This is a genomic window from Psychrobacter sp. TB20-MNA-CIBAN-0197, assembly GCF_040309765.1.
In the GTDB taxonomy this organism is placed as follows: Bacteria; Pseudomonadota; Gammaproteobacteria; order Pseudomonadales; family Moraxellaceae; genus Psychrobacter; species Psychrobacter submarinus.
This window is the reverse complement of record NZ_JBEOPC010000261.1, coordinates 1-322: the sequence shown is the minus strand read 5'-3', so window position 1 is coordinate 322 and position 322 is coordinate 1. Positions and strand designations below refer to the sequence as shown.

Genomic DNA, 322 nt, shown 5'->3' with positions numbered 1-322 from the left:
CCCCTACAATCAGACTTTTTCCAGCGCGCACGCATTGATTGCGATCAAGTGAACGACGCGCACAGTCTGGCCAGGCATCGCCTGCGCTCCAATCATTCATCTGTCACTGACCCAAGGTTCTCCATGGCTCAATACGTCTTCACCATGCATCGGCTGGGCAAAGTTGTTCCGCCGAAGCGGGAAATCCTCAAGAACATTTCGCTGTCCTTCTTCCCCGGCGCCAAGATCGGCGTGCTCGGCCTCAACGGTTCGGGTAAATCCACGCTGCTGAAAATCATGGCCGGCGTCGACACCGAGTTCGAAGGCGAAGCCCGTCCGATGC

Annotated in this window: 1 protein-coding gene; it reads left to right on the top strand. The window is 57.1% G+C overall.

The features are described 5' to 3' along the window. Positions 1-144 precede the first annotated feature (144 nt). On the top strand, positions 145-322 hold a 178-nt coding region (locus tag AAEY83_RS13575; RefSeq protein ID WP_502945169.1), incomplete at its 3' end, for an ATP-binding cassette domain-containing protein.